Here is a 21,990-nt window from a genome sequence, read left to right on the forward strand (position 1 = left end):
TCATGAATATCATTAACATATTAGAAGAAATTGAAAAAGTGGATGGGGAAGTGTATGAACGCTTAAATCCACGCAGAGCAGCAATGAAATCATTTTATGGCTTTGGATCAAAAGTAGCTTTAGCTGCGCTTCCAATGGCTTTAGGTTCTATGTTCAAGAAGGCTTACGGACAAACCACAAACAGTGTGATTGATGTGCTGAACTTTGCTTTAACTTTAGAATATATTGAATATAATTTTTACCAGACTGGTATTAATACTGCTGGATTAATTCCTGCCGGTACACCTGCTGTAGGCGCGATCAATACAATTCGTGATCATGAATTAGCACACGTTAATTTGTTAAAAGGAGCAATTACTGCTTCGGGCGGTACTCCGGTATCTTATACGGCGGCTTCGTTTGATTTTACTGCAAAAGGAAATTTCCCTACTGTATTTTCTGATTATCCAACTTTCCTTGCGGTAGCGCAAGTGTTTGAAGATACAGGTGTAAGAGCTTATAAAGGTCAGGCTGGGAACTTAATGAGCAGCCCAAGTGTATTACAAACTGCCTTACAGATTCACTCTGTTGAAGCGCGTCACGCTTCACATATCCGCCAGATGCGTAAAGCTCCGGCTGGTGGAGGCTTAACTTCTTTAAAACCATGGATTACTGGTGCTAATGATAGCGGGGTTGCAGCAGCGGCAGCGAGTTATGCTGGTGAAGATAATGTAACACAGTTAGATATTAATATTCCAGGTCTTGGTTTCTCTGTAAATGCATCAACAGAAGCTTTTGATGAACCACTAACTAAAGATCAGGTACTTGCAATTGCAAGTCTGTTTATCAAATAATTTTTTGAGGGGGAGATCTGGTGAGAAAAAGGAAGAGGATTGAAATCTTCTTCCTTTTTATTTTTTATAGCCACATGATTAGTAATTAATCACTTGTTCTTCTAAGTGCTCAGGCAGGTCACGGTAGTTATATTGCTGACCTCTTAATTGCGGTTCAAAACCTGCTTCTCTGATAGCATCCTGTATTCCTTTTGCAGTAAAACGGTGTGGTGCACCAGCAGCAGAAACTACATTTTCTTCAATCATAATAGAACCAAAATCGTTAGCACCCGCATGTAAACACAATTGTGCTACATTTTTACCTACAGTCAGCCACGAAGCTTGTATATTTTTAATGTTCGGCAGCATAATTCTGCTCAAAGCAAGCATTCTTACGTATTCATCTCCGGAAACATCATTCGTAATTCCTCTTAAACGCTTCAATAAAGTACCGTCATCCTGGAAAGGCCATGGAATAAAGGCTAAAAATCCTTTGGCATCTGCTGGTTTTTCACTTTGAACTTCTCTGATCCAAACTAAGTGTTCAAAGCGTTCGTCTATCGTTTCAACGTGACCAAACATCATTGTTGCAGAAGTTGTAATATCCAGCTGATGTGCTGCACGCATTACGTCCAGCCATTCTTGTCCGCCACATTTTCCTTTAGAAATTAACCGGCGGACCCTGTCATTCAGTATTTCTGCACCTGCACCAGGCAAAGAGTCCATACCGGCAGCTTTTAGTGCGCTTAAAACTTCTGTATGTGTAAGTTTATCAATTTTTGCAACGTGTGCAATTTCCGGCGGACCTAAAGCGTGTAATTTAAGATCAGGGTAAAGTTCTTTTAACTTTCTGAACAGGTCAGCATAAAATTCAAGGCCAAGGTCGGGATGATGACCACCCTGTAAAAGCAGCTGATCACCGCCCAGACGGAAAGTTTCTTCAATTTTGACTTTATAAGTTTCTATGTCAGTGATATAGCTTTCGTCATGTCCGGGTCTTCTGAAGAAATTGCAAAACTTACAGTTCGCTATACAGACGTTGGTGGTATTGACGTTTCTATCAATTTGCCAGGTAACTTTTCCGCTCGGTACTTGTTTTTTTCTCAGCTCATTTGCAACAAAGGCCAGATCGGCAGTAGCAGCATTGTGGTACAAAAACACGCCCTCTTCTTTTGTTAAAAAGTCGAATTGCAGAGCCCTTTGTAATAATTCGGCAGTATTCATACAGCAAATATACCATTTGTTCTGCTGTTTTTATTTCATGAGATTATCACATTTACCCTAAATCATTATTCCTATATTTGACACAATTATATATTTTATGGTAGATTTTAATCGTTTTACACTAGCTAATGGCTTACGTGTTCTGGTACACGAAGATGATACAACCCCTATGGCGGTATTAAACATCCTTTATGATGTTGGTGCGCGTGATGAGGAAGAGGGTAAAACCGGTTTTGCACATCTTTTTGAACACCTCATGTTTGGAGGTTCTGTGAATATACCTGTCTATGATGAACCGCTGCAAAGAGTAGGAGGGGAAAACAATGCTTTCACGAGTAATGACATCACAAATTATTATATCACTTTGCCGGCTACGAATATTGAAACTGCTTTCTGGCTGGAAAGTGATCGTATGCTGAGCCTGGCGTTTTCTGAGAAAAGTCTGGAAACACAGCGTAACGTGGTTTGTGAAGAGTTTAAACAAAGATATTTAAATCAGCCTTATGGTGATGTATGGCTGAAGTTAAGGCCGCTTGCTTATAAAAAGCATGCTTATCGCTGGGCAACTATAGGACAGGATCTCGCGCAAATCGAAAATGCTTCGATGGAAGATGTGAAGGCCTTCTTTAAAAAACATTATAATCCGCAGAATGCCATTATGGTTGTGGGTGGAAATGTAAAAACGGAAGAGATTAAGTTGCTGGCAGAAAAATGGTTCAGTCCTATTCCTGCGGGAGATAAATATGTGAGGAATCTGGTTCAGGAGCCTGCGCAAACTGAAGCGCGTAAGGAAACCGTGACTGCAAATGTTCCTTTAAATGCATTTTACCTGGCTTTTAAAATGTGTGCACGCAGAGATGCTGATTACCAGGCTTATGATCTTTTATCTGATGTACTTTCTCAGGGACAGTCTTCCAGATTATATAACAGTTTACTGAAAGATCAGCAGTTGTTTAGTGATATTCATGCTTATATTACGAGTAGTCTGGATGAAGGTTTATTCGTTGTAGAGGGTAAACTGAGTGAAGGAGTGACGATGGAAGCCGCCGAAAAAGCTGTTTGGGCTGAACTTGATAAAATTGCAACCGAAGAGGTTAGCCAGATAGAATTGACGAAAGTGAAAAATAAGTCGGAATCTATCATGGTGTTTGCGGAAATGAGCCTGCTTGATAAAGCAATGAATCTTGCTTATTATGAGCTATTGGGTGATGCAGACGGATTAAATACTGAAATTCAGAAATACCTTGCTGTTGATGCGGCCAGACTGCTTCAAGTTGCCAAAAAGACTTTTGTGAGAGCGCAATGTTCTACTTTATACTACTTAACTTCCGAAAATGCTTAACCGAACCCTTATACCTGAGTCAAAACAGGTGAATGATATTAATTTTATTGCCCCTCAAAAACAGGAATTAGCAAACGGTATTAAGGTATTTACTGTGAATGCCGGAAAACAGGAGCTTGTTCGTATTGAATTTGTTTTTGAAAATGTAAACTGGGATGAATCTAAACCTTTGCAGGCCATTGCGGTAAACCATTTGATCAACAATGGAACTGATAAGCTTACTGCAAGGGAAATCGCCGATAAGGTAGATTATTATGGTGCCTTTTTGCAAACTGATTACGGTGCTGATCAATCGAGTATCAAAATATATACGCTGAATAAACATCTTGGATCGGTACTGCCTATTTTATGGTCTGTATTAAATGAGAGTATTTTTCCTCAGCAGGAACTGGATATTTTTAAGCAAAATCAACAGCAGTCGCTGAAGGTGAGTTTGCAGAAAAATGATTTTATTGCCAGAAAGAATTTTGCACATGCAATTTTCGGAACTTCAACTTATGGTTCTGATATTGATGTAGAGGATTACCAGGCCATAGAAAGAGCAGATTTAGTCGCTTATTTCAGTGCTGCTTACAAGCCTGAAAACTGTACTATATTTGTTGCCGGAAAATTCGAAGCTCCTGAATTCGACTTGTTGAATGCCAATTTTGGTAAAGACTGGAATAACGGAGCTGCTTCTGTAATCAATCAATTCTCTTTTGAAGGTACACCAAAAGGAGAGATTTTCATTGAAAGGGCAGATGCGATACAGTCTGCAATCAGAATGGGAACTTTGAGTATCAATCGATCCCATCCGGATTTTGCGGGTTTTCAGGTGCTGAACTGTCTTTTAGGCGGGTACTTTGGTTCCAGGTTAATGGCTAATATCCGTGAAGATAAAGGTTATACTTATGGTATTGGTTCTGCAATCGTTTCTCTGAAAGATGCCGGGTATTTTTTCATCGCTACAGAAGTTGGAGCTGATGTTTGTACCAGTGCATTAAATGAGATAGAGAAGGAAATCGGCTTATTGAAATCAGCAGCAGTTTCTGAGCTGGAGCTGAGCCTGGTTCGCAGTTATATGCTGGGTTCTATGCTTGGAAGTCTGGAAAATGCATTCTCCCATGCTGATAAATTTAAAAACATCTATTATTCAGGATTGGATTATGACTATTATGATAATTACATTCATACAGTCAAATCAATTACTGCTGAACAGTTAAAAGCACTGGCTAACAAATATTTAAATACTGAAGATTTTACGAAAGTTGTGGTTGGTAAAAAATAAGAAATAGTACTGGCTAATTAATTTTAGCCAGTACTGCTTTTTGTTTGTCTGCTACGTATATTTTTTTGTAAAATTCTACAATGTCTTTGTATTTTTCAGGCGCATATTTCTTGCTGTTCATGGTCTGATTACGTGTATAGACGATTGAATTGTCTTTCACAGTTACTTTAGCTGTATATTTTCCAAATTCTGATTCCAGCGAAATATCCTGAGGAACAAATTCTACTTTATAACCTTCTGGTAAGGTATAGGTAGTTACATCGGTATCTTTAAATCCATAGGCCACTGAAAAAGAAGTTTGTCTGTTTTCAACTTTGGCGGGTACACTTTCTCTTCTGTTTAATAAATTCAGGGTTATAAATAATTTATCTCCTCCGTGGCTGATCATCTGAGAACTTTTCAGAACAATATCTTCTTCTATTTTTGGAAAGCTTTTGTCTGGTTGTAAAAAGCTTAAAGATGAAATTTCCATATCAGGTATTCCCAGGTTGCTCATGACTCTTTTACGCTGCTCTGCGGGTTCTAACAACATCATTCCCAGCTGCTCTTCATATTGAGAATTGCTGTAAGAGGTTTTGATGTGGACGTCAGCAGGTTTGTCTGTTGTCAGCATTACAGTTGTGATGCGGTTTTGGAAATTGTCTTCAGGTTTATAAACAGGGGTGCTGACCAGCTTTCCACCAGCTTCTGTTACTAGTAATACAGTTCTTCCGGAATTATTATTACCAATATATCCTGCTGGTGTATACTGACTTGTACATTCCAGCCAAGTGGTGTCTTTTGCTGCGGGAACACAAAGAATCATGTGGTTAGCCTGTCCAAAACTTGCATAGTCCTTATTCAGTGAAGGTAAACCGTTGCCTATAACAACGAGATTAGATGGAATACCGGCTTCTGTTAAAATCGCTTTCATGTAATTTGACAGCGCTTTACAATCTCCGTAGTTCACTGAGGCAACTTTATCTGCTGTTATTGGTCTGAAACCTCCAACTCCAAGCTGAACGCTTACATACCTGGTATTCGATTGTAAATAATGATAGAGAATAGTTATCTTTTCCTGATCTGTTTTAGCCGAAGCGATTAAGGCCTGAATGGTTGCTTTTGTTTTCTCTGGCAACGGCTGCACTGTATTACTGAGCTGATAAATCCAATCACCCATGTTTTTCCAGTTTTCAACACTGCCCCTGGAATTGTCATACTCAAAATTATTTGGAGAAACCAATACCCAGGGTGTAATCGTATTAAGCCCGGTTGACATCGGTTCATAGGTAAATGAGTTCAGGTTTTGACAAGCCCATGTATAAGTTGTTTTGTCAGCGGTGACCGTAGAATCTGTTTGAAGGCCCTTACTCTTTAAATATTTAAAGGTAACTGTTTTAGGTACTTGTAAAGTATATACAGATTTTTCTACCGCACAGTCATAAGCACTTACAGGACTCCATGACGGAAAGGCAATATAACCATTGTAACTTTTTTCATAACTATACTCGATGGTATAGGGAAAAGTGGCATTCAAAAATACCATCTTTTTTATCCGGTTATCATCATACATTGTTCCATCAGAAGTGATACTCTCATCTTTGAAATCGGAGGCCTTATAAGTTCTTATTTTAATCCCTTTAGCATCATACATAAATGCTTTAAGGTTATAAACCGAAGAAAATTTATCGTAGTACTCTGACATAACTGCGTTATCTTCTCCATTTTTGCTGAGAATGGTGATCGCTGTTTTATAGGTCATAACAGCATTGCTGTTACTTTTAATAGTCAAGTGTTGTTCTTCATCACGGATAACAACAGTTGATTTTTTTAACAATTCCGCTGGAATATTAGCGACATCATATGCTTCTTGTGCACTGACTACTGTGGCGCAGCCAATTAACAGGGTAAATAGTAAATGGCTTAGTTTCATATTTTCTTAAGTACGATTTGTTCTGCTTGTTTACGGACAATATTATTAAACAATTCTTTAAGGTTATAATATTCTTCTGAAGTATAGCTCGATTTCAATAGAGAGATTTTACTAACCATATTTAATTTATTCTCCTCCATTACATACATAATTGTAAATGAGCCGCCATTTTCTGGTAATTGAAATTTCTCGTTTTTTGGGAGTTGCTCTGGTTTATAACCAGCCGGTAATTCGATAGAAAGATGATAGTTCTCTTCTTTAGGGTAAGCGAAGTCTACCGGGTAATTCCGCTCTTCCAGAGTAAATGGATTTTTCTTTGTCCGCTCATATAAAAGTGGCATAAAATAAGAGAGGTTACCTGCAGTTTCTATGTTGTCTTCAATCGTCACATCCATACTTTCAATAAGTGTTTCCCCGGCGTTATCCAGGTTTTCAATTTTGTAATTACTTATTTCCAGGCCCGGCTTGTCATTCTTGTAATTTTTAAGAAATTCTTCCTGATTTGTTGCTTTCTGGTAAGCGTTCCTTGTGTCAAGACCTTCGTAGTTATTACTTGATATTGATAAGGTACCTTTAAGTTTATTCTCTGTATCGAGCGTGAGGGCATAAAAAATACTGCTTCTGCTTATCTTGTTGTTTTCGGTAGAAATCCACTCTCCGGTATTGTCAGTCCGGTTTATCTTTAATCCGCGATGATTTAAATTCGCATAGCTCAAAAGACCTGGGGTATTATTTTTATTTACTGCATCTAACAGGTTTTTTTGATCTCCGGTAATTGTCATTATGACAACGCTGTTAAACTTGCTTGCCAGCGGATAACCAGGGTGTGTGCCGTTATCTCTTGTACTGATGATTATAGGATAACTTTCCAGTCCGGCAGCATCCAGCAGATTAAGCAGTAACAGATTGATCTCCGATGAACTCCCGGATTTCTTTTCCAGCACAGATTTAGGGCCGTTTGCGTCAGTATACAGCCGATATTTATTGTCCCATTTAATGTTGTTTTTTACATAGTTAAAGATGAGATTCATTTTTCCTTCTGGAGTGGTTTCATCTTTAATGATCTCTTTAATCAATTCCTTACCTGGATTTTTCTTCTGAATATATCCGCCAAAGTTATCATGAGCCATCATTTCTTTTATGATTTTTGGCCAGGTAGTGGTATATTCCTGATAGCCGCCCTGTGGGAAATTGGTCGCCTTAAGTTCAAATCCTATTTTGCTGGCATAATCATCAAGTGTAGTGATATAACTTTCATCTTTGATAGCGGGAATATTTTTGATGTAATATTGGGTCTTTGAAGTCTTGACACTAATTGTTTCTGATTTTCCGGAACCATTAGGTATAGTCAGGTTCTGTGAATTATCAACAGGGCCAATTTTATTAATATCGTAATATCCACCTACTTCAATTTTGTACAAATAATATTCTGGAATCGTTATGGTGAATGATGAATATTTAGTTGGGTACTTTTCCTGAAAATACCAGTCATCGAGTTTAAAAGTAAAGTCAGATTTTGTCTTGTAACGATACTCTATAATTGAGCCTTCTTTTACATTTGGAAGCGTAATTTTTTTGATAACATGCTTATTATCCACCTGATTTGTGAATTTCGCATCACCAGCCATTTTACTAACTTCAATTTTTCCATTGTTCAGGTTATAAGTCGCAGCATTGATGAGATCCAGTTTTTCTTCATTGCCTTTACCATCGCGATATAGCCTTAACTCTAAATCGGCAAGATCATAACCCTTTTTCTGGATGATTTTGTATCTGACATGACGCTCAAAAACATAGATAAATCCGCCACCTGGCCCGATTTCAAAATAGCCATTTCCCACATCGAAGAGTTTAATGGCCGCAGCACTTGAATCAACCCCATCGGGTTTGGTTTCAAATTCGCCGGGTTCAACTTTACCATATTTAAAGACAGGAAGTTTTTCTTGTGTTTTTTGAGCAGAAACCTCTATTTTTATCAATAGCAGGACTATTAATAAGAGGTTTAATTTTTTAAGCATGAGCGTTATATTTATTTTGCAAATTAAGACTAAGTTTTCTGATGAAAAAAGTGTTTTGAAATATAAATATTTAAAATTTTCAGCCCATGGGTTCTTCCTGATGGAAAGATAGTTAGTGAAATAAAAAAATATTTCTTTTCTTTTCAGCTTTTTTTTACCTGAAATATTTGCTCATATTTGTGCCCGGTAAAGATCATTTCATTCCTTTTGTAATGATTGTAAAATAGATTTATGACGCTAAAAAAAATCGATATTAACAGTTTCGTATATAAGCTGAACCATGATTTGTCTACAGTTGACTGGACTTATGTTTGTGCACTTTTCTATAAGATTGACTGGAGAACAAGGGTAGAGCCGGAGATCGAATCTGCCTTCAGAAAAAGCACCTGGACTTTGTTTGTTTACCATGAAGATCAGATAATCGCTTTTGGAAGGGTAGTAGGGGATGGACGTTATTATGCACTGATGGCAGATATTGTTGTTGATCCTGATTTCCAGGGAAATGGTTTAGGAAAAAAGATTATCAATATGCTGAATGGACAGCTTGATAATTATCATTTTGTGAATTTAACAGCAGCTCCGGGCAAAGGTGATTTTTATCAGAAGTTAGGTTGGAAAAAACAAACAACTTCTTATATCTGGCCACAAGGGCCTAAGCAGTTGAGACAGCATTGTGAACCTGAAGGGGGTTCAGAGAGCTGATTTAATTGTCAATTTCTCTTCAATACTCGTTTTTTGGAGAGAAATGTTTCTGGTTCCAGATAATTTATGTAGATTTGCCCGGCAAGTAATAACTCCTAATTATTTGCCATGCAACTCGATCCCCAAAAATTTATTGCCGAAGGACTAACATACGATGACGTATTATTAGTTCCAGCCTACTCCGAAGTCCTTCCACGTGATGTAAACACCGGAAGTTATTTAACAAAAAAAATACGTATTAATGTACCTGTAGTTTCTGCTGCAATGGATACCGTTACTGAATCAGGATTGGCAATTGCAATTGCTCAGGCTGGTGGTATTGGTATGCTGCACAAAAATATGAGTATTGAACGCCAGGCTGAAGAAGTTAGCAAGGTTAAACGTTCAGAAAGCGGAATGATACAAGATCCGGTAACACTTCGTGCTGATGCTATTATTGCAGATGCATTCCAGATCATGACGAAATATAAAATAGGTGGTATACCTGTTATTGACAATAACAATAAACTGGTTGGTATTATTACCAATCGCGACCTTCGTTTCCAGAAAGATATGCAACGCCCGGTTTCTGAAGTAATGACTTCTGAAAATCTGATTACTGCTGCTGAAGGAACTACACTGATTCAGGCTGAAGAAATTCTTCAGGACTATAAAATCGAAAAATTACCGGTTATCAATAAAGAAGGTCATCTTGCGGGTTTAATCACCTTTAAAGATATTCAGAAATATAAAAATTACCCTAAAGCTTGTAAAGATGAACGTGGCCGCCTTCGGGTTGGTGCTGCTGTTGGTGTTGCCGCTGATAATATTGACCGCGTTGCTGCGCTGGTTAAAGCTGGTGTAGACGTAGTTACTGTGGATACTGCACACGGACATTCAAAAGGTGTAATTGATATGGTTAAAGCAATTAAAGCCCGTTTCCCTGATTTACAGGTGATTGCTGGTAATATTGCGACTGCTGACGCTGCTCTGGCACTTGCTGAGGCAGGTGCTGATGCTGTTAAAGTTGGTATAGGGCCTGGTTCAATCTGTACAACAAGGATCATAGCAGGTGTGGGAGTACCTCAGTTATATGCAGTTTATGAATGTGCAAAGGCTTTAGAAGGTACAGGAATCCCTGTTATTGCTGATGGTGGTATCAAACAAACGGGAGATATCGTTAAAGCAATTGCAGCTGGTGCAAGTTCAATCATGGCTGGTTCTTTATTTGCAGGAGTAGAGGAATCACCGGGCGAGACGATTATATATGAAGGACGTAAATTCAAGTCTTACCGGGGTATGGGATCTGTAGAAGCGATGCAGCATGGTTCTAAAGACCGTTATTTTCAGGATGAAGAAGATGTAGTCACTAAACTTGTTCCTGAAGGTATTGTTGGCCGTGTTCCTTATAAAGGTACTTTAGCTGAAGTGATTTATCAATATGTTGGTGGCCTGAGAGCAGGAATGCACTATTGTGGTGCTGCAACTATTGAAGAGCTTCAACAGGCTAAGTTTGTAAGAATAACAGCAGCTGGAATGAGAGAAAGTCATCCGCATGATATTTCTATCACTAAAGAGGCTCCAAACTATTCACGTTAGGCCATTAAAAAGCTCCGCGTTTTAGGATTAAAAGCATGCTATGGGTATATTCATAGCATGCTTTTTTTATACAGCATATATTATATTAAGCAGACGATTCAGGTTTCAATTTAGCAATGTATCAGAATTGTTATTTCATATAGTATAAATTAATTGTGCTTTTATGTTAATTAATTTTTATTTTGGTGAACTGATTATCTTGTTCAGCATGAAACGATATGGAAATTAAAAATTTAAAATTAATTTTTACAATTGGCTTATTTGCCTTGATTACCTCTTGCTCTAAATCTAAGGATGAGGTAGTCGCCCCAACGCTTCCTCCGGTAGTTAAGCCAGACCCTTCAAAAATTACAAATATTTATGTAGCTGGCTGGCGGTATAATAGTAAACTGGTTCCGGTAGCTACCTTATGGAAAAATGGGGTTGCAACTGAGCTGACTGATGGAACAACTAATTTAGCACAGGCTTATTCTGTTTATGTGAGTGAGACTAATGACGTTTACGTTACAGGGAAAGATGGTCTTAAAACCGTATTGTGGAAAAATGGTGTCGCTACAGTACTGAGCAGCGAGCTTTATTCCGGTGCCTATTCAATTTTTGTAAGCGGTACTGATGTTTATGTAGCTGGTTTTGATCACGGATTTGCTGTGGTCTGGAAAAACGGAGTAGCTGTTAAACTGGCAAGCGGGCCAAAGTTTTCAAGAGCTTACTCAGTTTATGTGAACGGTAACGATGTTTATGCAGCAGGTTATGAATTCCTGGAAGGCCGTAAAACTGTTGCTACCTTATGGAAAAATGGGGTTGCTGTCAGGTTAAGCGATGGAACAAAACATGCTGTTGCCAAAGCTGTTTTTGTAAGTGGAACTGACGTTTATGTAAGCAGTGAAGAGAATATAAATCCAGAAGATGGTAATCTTCCCGGAAATCAAGGTATAGGCTCAACGCCTTTATCAAAATCTGTAGTTAAAATATGGAAAAATGGGGTGACTGATAACTTAACTGATGGCACAACGCAAGCTATCGGCAACTCTCTTTTTGTAAATGGCAGCGATGTTTATGTTGCAGGTTACGAAAATGACGGTATTACCTGCACAGCTAAATTGTGGAGAAATAAGATAGCCGCTAACTTAGTATCTGGTTCATATGAAAAGATAGGAATGATTACAGCAAATTCTGTATTTGTAAATGACAGTGATGTCTATGTTGTTGTTAATGAAGGTGGGACAGCTAAAACATGGAAAAACCTGTTTTTTGTCCAGGAAATCAATTCAGAGAGAGGGGGAGCTACAGCACTTTCTGTCTTTGTAAAATAATATATCAGTATATTTGCGATCTGAGGGGTGGAATGAGATAATTTATCCGCTTTGAAATTGTTTAAAATCATTTCGGTGCTTTTTTATAAAAAGGATTGAAGTGATTTTTTATTATACTATATATAGCATAGAATCTGATGAGAATAGAAATTGAAGTACCTGTTGCGGGTGTTTATATAACTGATTTTGATCAAATAGCAGCTCCTGCTTTTTTGGAAGAATCGGAAGATGGTGTTAAATTATCATTCCTTGGCATTGAAGCCTTAAAAAGTTATCAGTCGGAATTATTGGTTGAGGATGAGGCAGCAGGATTTGAAGGGCGTAATGAAATACGTGCTAAAATCAAGAAAGAATTGAAAAAAGCGATATCAGAGAACCTGTCTATTATGGATTCGATCAGAAATTACGCTGAGGCTTTATTTACTTTTGTTTATGACAGGGAAGGACATCGAGAAGATAAAAAACAGATTTTGAATAACCTGATTGAAAATATCACCTTCACTGAGAATGGTTTGGAATTGGAAGAGGCTGTTAAAGAATCAACTTATGAGTTAGGGCCATTGGTTTTAAGTTATAAACTTACTTTTAAAAATTATTCTTTCAATACTTTAGATTTTGATTTCCAGGCTATTAAAGCACAGTTGGTTGCTGATCTGGAAAATTTAAGAGATGCATTTATTGCAAATACTAAAAAGTCTAAAACTGATACTAAATAATATTTTTGAATGAAATCGATTTGTGTTTATTGCGGGGCTAATTTTAACGGGGATCCGGTTTTAAGAACAGCTGTAGAGAACCTGGCGCAGGCATTTGCAGACCAGGACATCCGTTTGATTTACGGTGGTGGCAGTGTTGGAATAATGGGAATTATTTCGGAAGAAGTATTAAACCGTAAAGGATTGGTGACAGGAGTAATTCCGCAGTTCTTGCTGGATAAAGAGGTTGGGAATCTGGAGGTTACTGAACTGATTGTTACGGAGAACATGCATCAGCGGAAGCAAAAAATGGCCGATCTTTCGGATGGATTTATTATTCTGCCTGGTGGCTTCGGGACTCTGGAAGAGTTTTTTGAAGTGTTGACCTGGTTACAGTTAGGTTTGCATAATAAAGCCATTGGTGTATTGAATGTTGGTGGTTTTTATGATCATCTATTTGCACAACTGGATGTGATGGTTGCGCATAAATTGTTGACACCAAATAACAGAAAGCTGGTCATTGATGCGACTGAGCCAGTGGAGTTAATACAAAAAATGATGGACTTTAAAGCGACACCTGATTCGGTATGGTTTGAGGATAGAAATCTGAGCTGATCACCCAATATATAATGTGTCTTATTGACAATAAGAGTGATTTTATCTTGTAAAATTTGTATTTCTCTTTCTATAATTTGGTAGAATGGCTTATCTTGCCCGAATGAACATCGAATTTAACAAAAACGAAGATATTAATAAGCAGCTGGTATATGAACTTAAAACAAAGCTGAAGAAAATATTTGCTGGAGGGGGAGAAAAGAGTGCGGCGAAGCAAAAAGAAAAAGGTAAAATGCTGGCCAGGGAAAGAGTAGCTTACCTGATCGATAAAGAAACAGAATTTTTAGAGATAGGGGCCTTTGCTGCGGACGGTATGTACGCAGAACAGGGAGGCTGTCCGTCTGCCGGAGTAATTTGTGGGATTGGTTATGTATCGGGACGTCAGTGTATGATTGTCGCCAATGATGCTACTGTGAAAGCGGGGGCGTGGTTTCCAATGACTGCCAAGAAAAATCTTCGTGCGCAGGAAATTGCGATGGAAAACAGACTTCCGGTGATCTACCTGGTAGATAGTGCCGGGGTTTATCTGCCGATGCAGGACGAAATATTTCCTGATAAGGAACACTTTGGAAGAATGTTCAGGAATAATGCAATGATGTCTGCTGACGGAATTGTACAGATTTCAGCAATCATGGGTTCTTGTGTTGCCGGTGGGGCATACTTGCCGATCATGAGTGATGAAGCTATGATTGTGGAGGGAACTGGTTCTGTTTTTCTTGCGGGCTCTTATCTGGTAAAGTCTGCAATTGGTGAAGAGGTTGACAATGAAACATTGGGTGGAGCAACCACACATTGCGAAATATCTGGCGTTACAGATTACAAACAACCGAATGACCAGGCTGCGCTGGATAGTATCCGTAATATGATGAGTATGCTTGGGGAACCTCAATCGGCTGGTTTTAGCCGTGTGAAGCCTCAGGAACCGAAATTAAATCCTGAAGATATATTTGGAATCCTGCCTGAAAACAGAGAGAAACAATATGATATGCACGAAATCATTTACCGCCTGGTAGACAATTCGGAATTTGAAGAATATAAAAAAGAATATGGTCAGAGTATTATTTGTGGTTTAGGCAGGGTAGATGGCTGGGCTGTTGGTATTGTCGCCAATCAGCGTAAAGTCGTCAAGTCTAAAAAAGGCGAAATGCAGTTTGGCGGTGTAATCTATTCTGACAGTGCTGATAAAGCGGCGCGTTTCATTATGAATTGTAACCAGAAGAAAATTCCTTTGGTTTTTTTACAGGATGTGACTGGTTTTATGGTGGGCAGCAGATCGGAGCAAGGCGGGATTATTAAGGATGGTGCAAAAATGGTGAACGCGGTAGCTAATTCAGTGGTCCCTAAATTCACGATTGTTATTGGTAATTCTTATGGTGCTGGTAATTATGCAATGTGCGGTAAGGCCTATGATCCACGATTGATTTATGCATGGCCAAGTGCCAAAATTGCTGTCATGGGTGGTTCTCAGGCTGCAAAGACTTTGTTACAAATTCAGGCCGCTTCACTTAAATCGAAGGGGGAAACAATTACTCCGGAGAAGGAAGCTGAATTGCTGAAAGAGATTACTGACCGTTATGATAGCCAGACGACTCCTTTTTATGCAGCTTCCAGGTTATGGGTAGATGGAATTATTAATCCACTGGAAACACGTAAGGTGATTTCTATGGGAATTGAAGCGGCGAATCAGTCGCCAATAAAAAGACAATTCAATGTTGGAATTATCCAGACCTAGTCCCTAACTTTGTGTTACAATGAAACGGATACTTGTTTGTTTTTTTCTGCTGTTCGCGGGATTTAGTACTTATGCCCAGATCAAAAAGGTTTTACTTGATGATAAGGATCAGCTTACGCTGGACTCTACTCAGGCAGTAACTTATGGTGTGCTGGGTAAAATCAGCGGAGACAGCGTCTATACTTTTAAAAAGTATGATTTTAGCGGTGTACTATTAGCTTCTGGTTCTTTCAGGGATGATGATATGGAAATACCTGTAGGTAAATTCGTTTATTACAGCTGGATTACGCCCGAAAATAACAATCGGAATGACGGCTTTGAGATCAACGGAAAGGAAAGATATATTGAACTGATTGGTTCTTATCAGAATGGAAGACGTGATGGCCGCTGGATTACTTTTTATCCGGACGGAAAAATGAAACAGATCATTACTTTTTCGCAGGGTATTATCCATGGACCTTATAAAGCTTTTGACAGCAGAGGTGTGGAGCAGGTTTCTGGTTTGTATACTAATGGAAAAAAAGAAGGCACCTGGACGCTTAGTGACGGTAAACAGGAAAATGAATATGTCAATGATCAGCTGGTTTCTACTTTAAAAGGTAAAAAACTCCGCGAAAAGCAGGCAGAGCGCACAAAGACAAATTAGCCGTTTTTAATCTTTTGCGCATCCCGCTTTAAATCTTAATTTTGTACATTAAAAAGAATATAAGATCATCTGTAGTTGTACAGGTGTATAGCTATAATAGAAAATATTAATAAATAAATAGATGAATACTTCTCAAGAAATAGAACACGTTCAGTGTCTGATCATAGGTTCGGGTCCAGCAGGTTATACTGCTGCAATTTATGCTGCCAGAGCAGATTTGAAACCAGTGTTGTATACCGGAATGGAAGCTGGAGGACAATTGACGCAGACTACTGATGTTGACAATTTCCCAGGTTATCCTAATGGCATCATGGGCCCTGAAATGATGGAAGATTTCCGCAAGCAAGCAGAACGTTTTGGTGCAGATATCCGTTTTGGTTATGTAAGTTCAGTAGATTTTTCAGCTACACCACATCAGGTTGTGGTAGATGAGATTAAAACAATTACTGCTGATACAGTCATTATCTCTACTGGTGCTACTGCGAAATGGCTGGGCTTACCTAGTGAGCAGCATTACAATGGTTTTGGAGTTTCGGCTTGTGCGGTATGTGATGGTTTCTTCTTCAAAAATCAGGATGTGGCTATTGTTGGTGCAGGAGATACTGCAGCAGAAGAAGCAACTTATCTGGCTAAATTATGTAAGAAAGTATATATGCTGGTACGTCGTGATGAATTCAGAGCTTCTAAAGCAATGGTTCACCGTGTATTAAATACGCCTAATATTGAAGTAATCTATAATTCTGAAGCTAAAGAGGTTTTAGGAAATGGTAAAAATGTAACTGGTCTGAAGATTTTAAATAACAAAACTGGTGAAGAAAAAGATCTGGAAGTAGAGGGATTCTTTGTGGCTATCGGTCATAAACCAAATACTGACATTTTTAAAGGCTGGTTGGATATGGATGATACTGGTTATCTGAAAACTATTCCTGGTACTACAAAAACAAATATTGAAGGTGTTTTTGCAGCTGGTGATGTACAGGATCATTACTACCGTCAGGCAGTAACTGCTGCGGGTTCAGGCTGTATGGCAGCATTGGATGCAGAGCGTTATCTTGCTGCTAAAGAACATGAAGTGAAAGCTGTTTCTTAAAATACAATAGGATATGGAGCCCCGTTAGTTTTACTGACGGGGCTTTTTGCATTAAAACTAAATTTGTGTGAAGAAATGGGATTGATTAATTGCTATAATCATATTACACGGTTTTGTATTCTCCATATTTTATTATAATTTCATCAATTAATAAGCTAAACCGATTTAACATATTATTTGATGTTAGATTTTTAAATAATTTTTAGGGTATTAAGGTACTTAAGTTACTGTTAATATAAAATGAAATTCTTTTAATGACCAGCTTCTTCATTTTTTGAATGATCTTCTGTCTGGTTACGTTCTTTCTGCTATACGACTCCTTGTTTAATAGCAATCTTTCATCCTGTCAAAAAAATTGAACATATTTATACCATTATTTTAAAAACCCAAATAAATACACAAATTCGTAATGTCTAAAACCACCAAATTCCGATTGCTCAAAATGCTGTTTTCTTTGCTGATGGTCATGGCAACATTCAATCAGTCATCAGCTCAAGATCAATATGAACTCAATTCGGGCTGGCTATGTATGCCATCTACTCAAGTAAAAGCAAAGGGTACTGAAATTTCTAATGCTAGCTTCTCTTTGTCAGGCTGGAAAAAAGCTGTAGTTCCTGGAACAGTACTGACCACTATGCTGGAAAATAAAGAGGTACCGGATCCTTTTTTTGGAATGAATAATAAACTGATTCCTGATATTTATGATACAGGAAGGGATTATTATACTTACTGGTTCTCTAAAGATTTTAAGGAAGCAATTCCCGGAGCTGATGGCCAGGTATGGTTGAAATTCAGAGGAATTAACTATAGTTGTGATATCTTTCTGAATGGTAAAAAAGTAAATGATAAACCTTTCAAAGGAATGTACCTGAGGAAAACGTTTAACATTACTGCATTGCTTTCAAAAAGCGGAATAAACAGACTGGCTGTAATTGTTTACCCTCCTGATGAAGTAGGTAACCCGAACGGCGGACAAGGTGGTGATGGAACGATTGCAAAAGGAGTAGCACATCAGTATACTGCCGGATGGGACTGGATTCGTCCGATCAGAGATAGAAATACCGGAATCTGGGATAAAGTATATATTGAAAGAACTGGTGGTGTAAGCCTGGATAATCCGCATGTAGTTACTCTTGTACCTGGAAAACGTGAGGCTTCAGGACAACAGCAGCCTGCAATTATTAAAGTTTCTGCTGAACTTAAAAATACAACTGGCAAACCCGTAACGGGAAACCTGGTTTACACGATGGGAGGGCAGAAGGTCAGCAAATCGGTTACGCTGAAACCTAACAGTACGAATGAAATCAGCCTTCCGGAATTAAGCTTTGTAAATCCTAAGTTATGGTGGCCTGCTGGTTATGGTAAACAAGATCTATATGCTTTAAAAATCAGCTTTTTAGAAAAGGGAACCAAACTTTGTGATAGTCAGACGGTCAATGTAGGAATCAGAGAGATTCAGACAGAATGGAATGTGACCACTAAGAGCAAAGAGGTTTTGGTCAACGGACAAAAGATATTTATTAAAGGAGGTAACTGGATCATTTCTGATGCGATGCTTCGTTTTACGGATGCCAGGTATGATACGGAAATCAGATATCACCGCGATATGAACCTGAATCTGATCAGGATCTGGGGTGGTGCTTTGATTGAACGTCCTGAGTTTTATCAGGCTTGTGATAAATACGGAATGCTGGTTTTACAGGATTTCTGGATGTCGGGAGATTGCAATGGGAGATGGGAAGATCCAATGAAACTGGAAGATCAATGGAAACGCAGAAAATATCCGGATGACCATCATTTATTCCTTGAATCGGCTACTGATATGATTAAAATGGTACGTAACCATGCTTCATTAGCGATTTGGTGCGGAGGAAATGAAATTACTCCGCCAGATGATATTCTGATTCCGTTACGTGATTCAATTTTACCAAAACTGGATGGTACGCGCTGGTTTATTGACTATTCGAATTCAGACAGTATGTCACTGAATACGATTGGTGGAAATGGTGACGGGCCTTATACGATTCAGGAGGTAAGTACTTTCTGGAAAGACCGGACTTTCCCATTCAATTCTGAAGTAGGTTCTGTTGGAGTTGGTGATCTGGAGTCTCTGGAAAGATTTATTCCCAAGGCTAATTTAATCGCTCCTGTTTATGTAGCTCCGGAAAAGCGTGAAGCAAAAGGCCCATCTGAAAAAGTGGATTCTGTATGGGATTATCACAATTATCTGGGAGTAGGTTATGAGCAGCATATTCTGCCTTATGGTAAACCTGCTGATATTGCTGATTTTGCCAAGAAGGCACAATTGGTCAACTATGATCAGTACAGAGGCTTAATGGAAGGCTTCAGTTCTCATATGTGGGAATGGTATACTGGTGTAATTATCTGGAAAACACAGAATCCATGGACTTCCATGCGTGGACAGATGTATGATTATTACCTGGATCCTAATGCTTGTTTATTTGGTTTACGTTCTGGAAGTGAGCCTTTACATGCAATGTATAATCCTGTAGATGGAATGCTGATGGTCGTTAACAATGGCTTTAAGGGCAGACAAAACATCATGCTGGATGCCAGGGTATTTGATATGGATGGAAAAGAGACCTCTTTAACCAGGGTATTCTGTTTCCTTGATCCGGCAAGTACTAAAAAAGTTATGTCAGTTAAAAAGATCGTAGATGAGCTTTCAGCAAAAAAGGGTTCCTTTCTTTCTTTACAGTTGTCAGATGAAAATAAAAACTTATTGAGTAATAACTTATACTGGTTAGCTGATAGTAAAGGCGGTTATTCGGGACTAAATTCACTGAAAGGTTCTGCCCTTAAAATGACTGCAAAACAGTTGAAAAGCGGACAGATTGAAGTTTCTTTAAGCAACCCGGCCAATGGCCCTGTCAGTTTCTTCAACAGAGTCTCCCTGGTGAATGCACAAACTAAAAAAAGAGTTTTACCGGTATTTTATGATGATAACTATTTCTCTATCCTTCCGGGGGCAGACAAAAAGATCATTATAGATTATCAGCCTGAAAAAGGTGTTTCACTGCCAATGATCACTTTAACCAACTATGTTGGACAGGAACAAACCATCCAGATTAATCCCTAGAACCAAACCTCACAAATATAAAATGTCAAGATTAAATTTATTAGAAGAGACGAGATACGAAAAATTGCCGGTCAGTGTCTACACTGATGAACAAACTGCAAGTATTGAAGTGGCAAAAAGAATTTCATCTCTTATTCTGTCAAAACAGGAAAAAGGAGAACAGGCTGTTTTAGGCCTTGCTACCGGAGCCACTCCTGTGAAAGTATATAAAGAGCTGATCCGCCTGCATAAAGAAGAAGGACTTAGCTTCAGCAATGTGGTGACTTTTAATCTGGATGAATATTATCCGATGAAACCTGGATCGAATCAAAGTTATGTTCGTTTCATGAATGAAAATCTTTTTGATCATATTGATATTAAAAGGGAAAATATAAATATTCCGGATGGTGAATTGAAAAGAGAAGATATTGAGGATTTTTGTTTGAAATATGAACAGAAAATCAGTGGTTTCGGGGGGATTGATTTACAAGTGCTCGGGATAGGAAGAACGGGGCACATTGGTTTTAACGAGCCGGGATCTGCGCCTAATTCGGGAACAAGATTAGTAACATTAGATGAACTGACCAGAAGAGATGCTTCCCGTGATTTTGGAGGAGTAGCGAACGTACCTACCAAAGCGATTACTATGGGTATAGGTACTATTTTCAAGGCTAAGGAAATTATCCTGATGGCCTGGAATGAAAAGAAAGCATCAATCGTAAAAAAAGCAGTAGAAGGTGAAATGTCTGCAGATGTACCAGCTACTTATTTACAATTATCTCCTCATGTAGAATTTATTCTGGACCAGGATGCAGCCTCTTCACTGACACGTTTTGATACGCCATGGTTAGTTAAGGATTGCCCATGGACTGAGGAGCAGGTTACTAAAGCAGTTATCTGGTTGGCAAAAACATTAAATAAGCCTATCCTTAAGTTAACGGAAGACAACTATAATAATAATGGTATGGCACAACTGGCTATTTTACGTGGCCCGGTTTATCAGATCAATATTCATATTTTTAATAAACTACAGCATACCATTACTGGCTGGCCGGGTGGTAAACCAAACGCAGATGATAGTCAGCGTCCGGAACGTGCAGAACCTGCATTGAAACGGGTGATCGTTTTCTCTCCGCATCCGGATGATGACGTAATTTCTATGGGGGGTACTTTTATCCGCCTGGCAGATCAGGGACATCAGGTGCATGTGGCTTACCAGACCTCAGGTAATACCGCGGTTTGGGATGATGATGTATTGCGTTTCATGGAATTCAATATAGATTTTGCAGAGTCCAAAGGTGAAGATGCGAAAGCTTTAAGAGATACTTATGATAGCATGCGTAGTTTTATCAGTACAAAATTACCTAACCAGACTGATCCGGAAGAAATTCGTACGGTCAAAAAACTGATCCGTAAAGGTGAGGCTATTGCAGGGGCAAGATTTGCTGGTGTAATCGATGAGCGTATCCATTTTATGGATCTCCCTTTTTATGACAGAAGTAAGTTCCAGAAAGAGGTAAGCTTTGAAGATGATATTGTGCAAACGATGGAGTTGTTACAGGAAGTAAAGCCGCACCAGGTTTTTGCTGCGGGTGATTTTGCAGATCCGCATGGTACCCATAAAGTGTGTTTCAATATTTTAGTGGAAGCGATGACCCGTTTGAGAAAAACTGAAAGCTGGACAAAAGATTGTTGGTTGTGGTTATACAGAGGAGCATGGCATGAGTTTGAAACCCATGAAATTGAAATGGCTGTACCACTTTCACCACAAGAAGTGGAAAGAAAAAAACTTGCGATCTTCAAACATCAGTCGCAAAAGGACCTGCCTGTTTTTCCGGGTGAAGATTCAAGAGAGTTCTGGGTAAGGGCAGAGGCACGTACGCAGGAAACTGCCAGGGCTTATGATCAACTCGGGCTGGCTGAATATGAAGCTATGGAAGCATTTGTGAAGTGGAAGTTTTAATT

General features: G+C 38.8%; 16 protein-coding genes. 13 read left to right on the top strand and 3 right to left on the bottom strand.

The genetic code is table 11. The features are described from left to right. Window positions 1–2: 2 nt before the first annotated feature. A complete protein-coding gene (locus AB3G38_RS24490; protein ID WP_367866312.1) occupies window positions 3–833 on the top strand; it encodes a ferritin-like domain-containing protein in 831 nt (276 codons plus the stop codon). A 78-nt stretch (window positions 834–911) separates the two neighbouring features. Here AB3G38_RS24490 and mqnC read toward each other — a convergent pair whose 3' ends face one another. Next, entirely contained in the window at window positions 912–2,036 is a 1,125-nt protein-coding gene (gene mqnC, locus AB3G38_RS24495; RefSeq protein ID WP_068401449.1) for a cyclic dehypoxanthinyl futalosine synthase, read from the bottom strand. Between the two features lie 97 nt (window positions 2,037–2,133). Between mqnC and AB3G38_RS24500 the strand changes: the two genes are divergently transcribed. Next, a complete protein-coding gene (locus tag AB3G38_RS24500; protein ID WP_367866313.1) occupies window positions 2,134–3,378 on the top strand; it encodes a M16 family metallopeptidase in 1,245 nt (414 codons plus the stop codon). Further along, on the top strand, window positions 3,371–4,645 hold the full coding sequence (locus AB3G38_RS24505) for a M16 family metallopeptidase (protein ID WP_367866314.1): 1,275 nt from the start codon (window positions 3,371–3,373) through the stop codon (window positions 4,643–4,645). Before AB3G38_RS24500 ends, AB3G38_RS24505 begins: the two co-directional genes overlap by 8 nt. A gap of 13 nt (window positions 4,646–4,658) precedes the next feature. Here AB3G38_RS24505 and AB3G38_RS24510 read toward each other — a convergent pair whose 3' ends face one another. Both AB3G38_RS24510 and AB3G38_RS24515 read right to left on the bottom strand, forming a co-directional pair. Then, a complete protein-coding gene (locus AB3G38_RS24510) occupies window positions 4,659–6,557 on the bottom strand; it encodes a DUF3857 domain-containing protein (protein WP_367866315.1) in 1,899 nt (632 codons plus the stop codon). After that, complete coding sequence (locus AB3G38_RS24515; RefSeq protein WP_367866316.1) at window positions 6,554–8,575, bottom strand: DUF3857 domain-containing protein; 2,022 nt, start codon at window positions 8,573–8,575, stop codon at window positions 6,554–6,556. The genes AB3G38_RS24510 and AB3G38_RS24515 overlap by 4 nt, the downstream gene beginning before the upstream one ends. 231 nt (window positions 8,576–8,806) lie before the next feature. On the opposite strand from AB3G38_RS24515, the gene AB3G38_RS24520 reads away from it, so the two are divergent. The 10 genes from AB3G38_RS24520 to nagB all read left to right on the top strand — a co-directional run bounded on the left by AB3G38_RS24520 (window position 8,807) and on the right by nagB (window position 21,988). Further along, window positions 8,807–9,277, top strand: a complete 471-nt coding sequence (locus AB3G38_RS24520) for a GNAT family N-acetyltransferase (protein WP_367866317.1) — start codon at window positions 8,807–8,809, stop codon at window positions 9,275–9,277. Window positions 9,278–9,385: 108 nt separating this feature from the next. Beyond that, window positions 9,386–10,855 (top strand): IMP dehydrogenase, encoded by a 1,470-nt coding sequence (gene guaB / locus AB3G38_RS24525; protein WP_367866318.1) that lies wholly within the window; start codon window positions 9,386–9,388, stop codon window positions 10,853–10,855. Between the two features lie 218 nt (window positions 10,856–11,073). Further along, entirely contained in the window at window positions 11,074–12,168 is a 1,095-nt protein-coding gene (locus AB3G38_RS24530; RefSeq protein ID WP_367866319.1) for a hypothetical protein, read from the top strand. A 137-nt stretch (window positions 12,169–12,305) separates the two neighbouring features. Next, window positions 12,306–12,884: a hypothetical protein gene (locus AB3G38_RS24535; RefSeq protein ID WP_367866320.1), complete on the top strand. Its 579-nt coding sequence runs from the start codon at window positions 12,306–12,308 to the stop codon at window positions 12,882–12,884. A gap of 9 nt (window positions 12,885–12,893) precedes the next feature. Further along, window positions 12,894–13,478 (top strand): TIGR00730 family Rossman fold protein, encoded by a 585-nt coding sequence (locus tag AB3G38_RS24540; RefSeq protein WP_367866321.1) that lies wholly within the window; start codon window positions 12,894–12,896, stop codon window positions 13,476–13,478. Window positions 13,479–13,581: 103 nt separating this feature from the next. Beyond that, window positions 13,582–15,210, top strand: coding sequence for an acyl-CoA carboxylase subunit beta (locus tag AB3G38_RS24545; protein ID WP_367866322.1), 1,629 nt, complete (start codon window positions 13,582–13,584; stop codon window positions 15,208–15,210). A gap of 19 nt (window positions 15,211–15,229) precedes the next feature. Then, window positions 15,230–15,856: a toxin-antitoxin system YwqK family antitoxin gene (locus AB3G38_RS24550; protein ID WP_367866323.1), complete on the top strand. Its 627-nt coding sequence runs from the start codon at window positions 15,230–15,232 to the stop codon at window positions 15,854–15,856. Window positions 15,857–15,977: 121 nt separating this feature from the next. Next, on the top strand, window positions 15,978–16,946 hold the full coding sequence (trxB, locus tag AB3G38_RS24555) for a thioredoxin-disulfide reductase (protein ID WP_367866324.1): 969 nt from the start codon (window positions 15,978–15,980) through the stop codon (window positions 16,944–16,946). Window positions 16,947–17,355: 409 nt separating this feature from the next. Further along, on the top strand, window positions 17,356–20,046 hold the full coding sequence (locus tag AB3G38_RS24560) for a glycoside hydrolase family 2 TIM barrel-domain containing protein (RefSeq protein WP_367866325.1): 2,691 nt from the start codon (window positions 17,356–17,358) through the stop codon (window positions 20,044–20,046). 22 nt (window positions 20,047–20,068) lie between these two features. After that, window positions 20,069–21,988 carry a glucosamine-6-phosphate deaminase gene (gene nagB / locus AB3G38_RS24565; RefSeq protein WP_367866326.1) on the top strand — a complete coding sequence of 640 codons (1,920 nt, stop codon included), beginning with the start codon at window positions 20,069–20,071 and terminating at the stop codon, window positions 21,986–21,988. Window positions 21,989–21,990 lie beyond the last annotated feature (2 nt).

This window comes from Pedobacter sp. WC2423 (assembly GCF_040822065.1).
Taxonomy (GTDB): Bacteria; Bacteroidota; Bacteroidia; order Sphingobacteriales; family Sphingobacteriaceae; genus Pedobacter.

Coding starts and splice junctions, on each gene's coding strand:
- AB3G38_RS24505 (WP_367866314.1), top strand. CDS start 3,371: ATGCTTAACCGAACCCTTATACCTGAGTCAAAACAGGTGAATGATATT.
- AB3G38_RS24500 (WP_367866313.1), top strand. CDS start 2,134: ATGGTAGATTTTAATCGTTTTACACTAGCTAATGGCTTACGTGTTCTG.
- guaB (WP_367866318.1), top strand. CDS start 9,386: ATGCAACTCGATCCCCAAAAATTTATTGCCGAAGGACTAACATACGAT.
- mqnC (WP_068401449.1), bottom strand. CDS start 2,036: ATGAATACTGCCGAATTATTACAAAGGGCTCTGCAATTCGACTTTTTA.
- AB3G38_RS24535 (WP_367866320.1), top strand. CDS start 12,306: ATGAGAATAGAAATTGAAGTACCTGTTGCGGGTGTTTATATAACTGAT.
- AB3G38_RS24490 (WP_367866312.1), top strand. CDS start 3: ATGAATATCATTAACATATTAGAAGAAATTGAAAAAGTGGATGGGGAA.
- AB3G38_RS24510 (WP_367866315.1), bottom strand. CDS start 6,557: ATGAAACTAAGCCATTTACTATTTACCCTGTTAATTGGCTGCGCCACA.
- AB3G38_RS24530 (WP_367866319.1), top strand. CDS start 11,074: ATGGAAATTAAAAATTTAAAATTAATTTTTACAATTGGCTTATTTGCC.
- AB3G38_RS24550 (WP_367866323.1), top strand. CDS start 15,230: ATGAAACGGATACTTGTTTGTTTTTTTCTGCTGTTCGCGGGATTTAGT.
- AB3G38_RS24520 (WP_367866317.1), top strand. CDS start 8,807: ATGACGCTAAAAAAAATCGATATTAACAGTTTCGTATATAAGCTGAAC.
- AB3G38_RS24515 (WP_367866316.1), bottom strand. CDS start 8,575: ATGCTTAAAAAATTAAACCTCTTATTAATAGTCCTGCTATTGATAAAA.
- AB3G38_RS24560 (WP_367866325.1), top strand. CDS start 17,356: ATGTCTAAAACCACCAAATTCCGATTGCTCAAAATGCTGTTTTCTTTG.
- AB3G38_RS24540 (WP_367866321.1), top strand. CDS start 12,894: ATGAAATCGATTTGTGTTTATTGCGGGGCTAATTTTAACGGGGATCCG.
- trxB (WP_367866324.1), top strand. CDS start 15,978: ATGAATACTTCTCAAGAAATAGAACACGTTCAGTGTCTGATCATAGGT.
- nagB (WP_367866326.1), top strand. CDS start 20,069: ATGTCAAGATTAAATTTATTAGAAGAGACGAGATACGAAAAATTGCCG.
- AB3G38_RS24545 (WP_367866322.1), top strand. CDS start 13,582: ATGAACATCGAATTTAACAAAAACGAAGATATTAATAAGCAGCTGGTA.